3 protein-coding genes and 2 pseudogenes are annotated in these 4,208 nt (G+C 62.8%); all 5 read right to left on the bottom strand.

All coding sequences use genetic code 11. The features are described 5' to 3' along the window. Positions 1 to 387, bottom strand: a pseudogene (gene panD / locus EOA33_RS26135) (aspartate 1-decarboxylase); the annotation flags it as partial. A 55-nt stretch (positions 388 to 442) separates the two neighbouring features. Next, complete coding sequence (locus EOA33_RS26130) at positions 443 to 757, bottom strand: hypothetical protein (protein ID WP_127406956.1); 315 nt, start codon at positions 755 to 757, stop codon at positions 443 to 445. A gap of 10 nt (positions 758 to 767) precedes the next feature. Further along, complete coding sequence (gene nadC / locus EOA33_RS26125) at positions 768 to 1,649, bottom strand: carboxylating nicotinate-nucleotide diphosphorylase (protein WP_127406955.1); 882 nt, start codon at positions 1,647 to 1,649, stop codon at positions 768 to 770. 1 nt (position 1,650) lies between these two features. Beyond that, positions 1,651 to 3,189 (bottom strand): L-aspartate oxidase, encoded by a 1,539-nt coding sequence (locus tag EOA33_RS26120; RefSeq protein WP_127406954.1) that lies wholly within the window; start codon positions 3,187 to 3,189, stop codon positions 1,651 to 1,653. Beyond that, positions 3,186 to 4,140, bottom strand: a pseudogene (nadA, locus tag EOA33_RS26115) (quinolinate synthase NadA). The gene EOA33_RS26120 and the pseudogene nadA overlap by 4 nt, the downstream one beginning before the upstream one ends. Positions 4,141 to 4,208: the final 68 nt, after the last annotated feature.

Raw genomic sequence — 4,208 nt, 5'->3', positions numbered from 1 at the left:
AAGCTGTAGCCTCCGCCTGCATCGCGCTCGACCGAATAAGTCAGGCGGTCGACGATCCGATTATCCTTGTCGAATGTCAGCACACGCGGTTTGAGCGCGGTCAGCTCGCTCTCGTGCACATAGACCGAGTTGCAGATGATGACCTGGTCGCCTGGCTGGCAGGTGCGGGCCGCGGTTAAGGATGCAACAGCGCGACCCGCGCTCGCCGAGGATGACGTAGGTCGAGATCCACGCGCCCGAATTCTTGTTCCAGATGTCGACGAATTCCATCGGCAGCATGCCTGCTTCCTCGCAATGGTCGGGATCTAGCGTGATCGAGCCGTGATAGTCGAGATTGGCCTCGGTGACGTGGATGCCGTGCAGCTTGCCGGCAACGATTTTGCGCATCCCTTCCTCCAAAACGACGTCGATCCTGTGCCCCGGTGCCTCGCGTTCTCGGCGCCTACCGCGTGCTTTCTTCGGCTTGAGCGCAAGAATGCTCCCTTCTGATCGCGCCGCAGGATTCGGTGAAGGCGGCATCCAACAGGCAACTGAGTGCTTCCAGTCCATGAGAGGCAGCCATCTGGCGCAGTTCGTCGAGCCGGCAGATGATAAAGCCAAGTGCTTCCACGCGGTCCTTTGTTTGCCCCTGGCCCGTCGGTTTCTCCTCGCCGCTAGAACTATGCAGTGCGCCAAGGAGCTGGCTTGGGTCGGCGGTCAAGGACGTGGTGGCGCGAGTTAGCCTGCGGCCAAAGGAGTTCCTGCGGTCCCGGTTCATGCCCTCTCCCTCAGTTCAGATGCCTGCGGCAGTTCCGGTCCGCGGGCATATCCAGGCCAATGTCGAGAATGGGAGCGCTATGGGTAAGCCAGCCGACCGAGATGAGATCGACGCCGGTCGCCGCAATTGCGGGAGCCGTTTTCGGTGTCACCCGACCCGACGCCTCGGTGATCGCTCGCCCTCCGACCATCGCCACGGCCTGGGTAAGGTCCTCGAGCGACATGTTGTCGAGGAGCACGGCGTCGACGCTCGCCTGCAGTGCCATATCCAGCTGATCCAGCGTCTCGACCTCGACCTCGATCTTGACCATGTGGCCGATTGCGCTTCGCGCCCGATCGATTGCGGTGCGAATGTCGCCGGCAATGGCGATATGGTTATCCTTGATCAGGACTGCGTCATCCAGCGCGAAGCGGTGATTTGCGCCGCCGCCCGCGCGCACGGCATATTTTTCCAGGGCACGCAAGCCTGGCGTCGTCTTTCTTGTGCAAACGATCTTTGCATTATAGCCCCGCACCGCGTTGACCAACGAGGCTGTCGCCGTTGCGATGCCGCTCAGCTTGCAGAGGAAATTGAGTGCCGTCCGTTCTGCCGTGAGCAGGCTACGAGCCGGCCCGCTTACAATTGCAATGGTTTCTCCCGCCGAAACCTTGCCGCCCTCTGGACAGCGCAACTGCATGCTGATCCCGGGATCGACCAGCAGAAAGGCAAACATGACCAAGTCCAGCCCGGCGACAATGCCGGCCTGTCGGGCATTCAACGCGAGCGTTGCCTTGCAATCGGCGGGGATGATGGCATCGCTGGTGATGTCGCCGGCCCTGCCCAGATCTTCGAGCAGGGCGCCACGCACGATCGGTTCCATGATGATCTGGGGAAGTGGTGCAAGGGAACTCATCTCAGCAGCTCCGTTCGGATCTCAGCCAATTGAGCGAGACAGCGCTCTCAAAGGCGGTGCAAAGCGTCAGACGCGAGGGCAGGGCTTCGGGATTGCGACCCGGAAAATCGGACCTAAAGTGCGAGCCGCGGCTTTCTTCGCGCCGAAATGCCGCGATCGCGATCAACAACGCCACCAGAGCCGGGTCGGCCGCGGCCGTTTCGCCGACCGCGATCGGCAGAAGGGTGGTGATCGCCTCGCCAAGCGCTTTTCCATTGCGAAAGATCCCGAGCGCATTCGAGACAAGTTGGCGGACAGGTGAAGGGTCGGGTCGCACAGACACAGTTGCGGGAAGCTTGGGCCACTGCCAGCCGGCGCTGGTGCCGGCCACGCTTGCCGCCACCCAGGCGGCTGTTGTAACCGCTTCGGCCAGCGAGTTGCTGGCGAGACGGTTGGCGCCGTGCAGTCCCGTGTGAGCCACTTCGCCGCACGCCCATAGGCCCGAGACGGAACTGCGCCCGTCCGTGTCAACGGCCACGCCGCCCATGTGATAGTGAGCCGCAGGGCGCACCGGAATAGGCTCCACGGCCGGGTCGATGCCAGCCTGCTTGCACGCCGCATCGATCGCGGGAAAGCGTTTTGCGAATTTCTGCCCGAGGCATCGACGGGCATCGAGGTAGACACGATGGCCAGCGGCGAGTTGATTGGCGATCGCCCGCGCAACCACGTCACGCGATGCGAATTCAGCGCCAGGGGTGGCGGCAAGAAAGCGGTGATCATATTCGTTGACCAGAACGGCGCCTTCGCCCCGCACGGCTTCGCTTATCAGCGGCATTGGCCGGCGCTGCGTGTCGAGCGCGGTCGGGTGGAACTGCACGAATTCCAGGTCGGCGAGCTCTGCGCCGGCACAGGCGGCCAGCGCCAGCCCGTGGCCAAACGAAGAAAGCGGGTTGGTCGTGTCGCAAAACAGGCCACCTATGCCGCCGGTCGCCAACACTACGCGCCGGGTGGGCAAGGCGAAGATGCCGCTCTCAAGCACAGCCAGCACGCCAACGGTGCAGCCCTCGGCGACCACCAGGCGAAGGGCTGTTATGCCTTCCATGATTGTGATCGAACGGGTGCGCCGCGCCACGGCAAGCAGCGCATGAAATAACTGATGGCCTGTGGCGTCAGCGGCATGGACGACCCGGCGCCGTGAATGGGCTGCCTCGAGGCCCAGCCGCAGTTTCCCATCCAATGCGCGGTCGAAGGGAGCACCAAGACGAATGAGGTTCTCGACGGCGTGAGGGACGGCCTCGACCACTCGCCTGGCTATTTCTTCGTTGCAAAGCCCATCGCCAGCGGCAAGTGTATCGGCGAGGTGCAGGTCAGGGCTGTCGTCCTCGCCCAAGCTTGCCGCAAGCCCACCCTGCGCGAGTGTGCTCGAGGCATCCGTACCAAGTGGCGTCCTGGAAAGGAGGACGACTGGTTGTGGCGCCAAATGCAGCGCCGTCATAAGTCCGGCCAGGCCAGCGCCAATGACGACCGGCGCCCCGCGAATGTCATGGACGTAGGTGGTCATACGAAGAGCATGCGCTCGACGGCCCAGCGGGCCCGCTCAGCGACACGGGGATCGATCGTGACGATGTGTCGGTTCTCCTCGAGCGCGCTGCGGATATTGGCGAGCGTGATGCGCTTCATGTGCGGACAAAGGTTGCAGGGACCCACGAAATCCACGTCCGGATGCTCGACCGCGACATTGTCACTCATCGAGCACTGGGTCATCAGCACCACACGCGCCGGCTTGTGCCGCCCGACATAGTTGGACATCGCTGCGGTCGAGCCGGCGAAGTCGGCCTCGGCCACGACCTCAGGCGGGCACTCGGGATGGGCGAGTACGATCACGCCGGGATGCGCATCTCGCAGTTCGCGAATGTCGACGGTTGTGAAGCGCTCGTGGACTTCGCTGCGGCCTTTCCAGGCGATGATCTCGACCTTTGTCTGCGCCGCGATGTTTTTCGCCAGATATTCGTCGGGCAGCATGATGACGCGTGGCGCGTTGAGCGACTTCACCACCGCAAGCGCGTTGCCCGAGGTGCAACAGATGTCGGACTCTGCCTTTACGGCGGCAGAGGTGTTGACGTAGGTGACGACTGGAGCGGAAGGATAGCGGTGCCGCATCAGCCGCACGTCCTCGGCGGTGATCGAGTCGGCCAGCGAACAGCCGGCGGCAAGGTCTGGAATGAGCACGGTCTTGCCGGGATTGAGGAGCTTCGCCGTCTCAGCCATGAAATGCACGCCGGCGAGCACGATGACGTCCGCATCGACCGTCATTGCCTTACGCGCCAGCACCAAGCTGTCGCCGACGATGTCTGCCACGCAATGGAAGATCTCCGGAGTCTGGTAGTTGTGCGCCAGGATGACGGCGTTGCGCTCGCGCTTCAGCACCAGGATGGCGTCGAATGTCATCGGCAAAGGCCGGCCATTCGATCGGCGGGATCACCCGCACGCCCGAAGGCAGCATGTCGCTCATCGAGCCCTCCATTTAAATTCGAATAGAAGAACGATGTTCTTAGTTTGAGGATATGGGAAGTCAAGCCC

It is taken from the genome of Mesorhizobium sp. M4A.F.Ca.ET.050.02.1.1 (assembly GCF_003997725.1).
Classification (GTDB): Bacteria; Pseudomonadota; Alphaproteobacteria; order Rhizobiales; family Rhizobiaceae; genus Mesorhizobium.
Note: the sequence above shows the minus strand (reverse complement) of the source record. Positions and strands in the feature narration are given on the sequence as shown.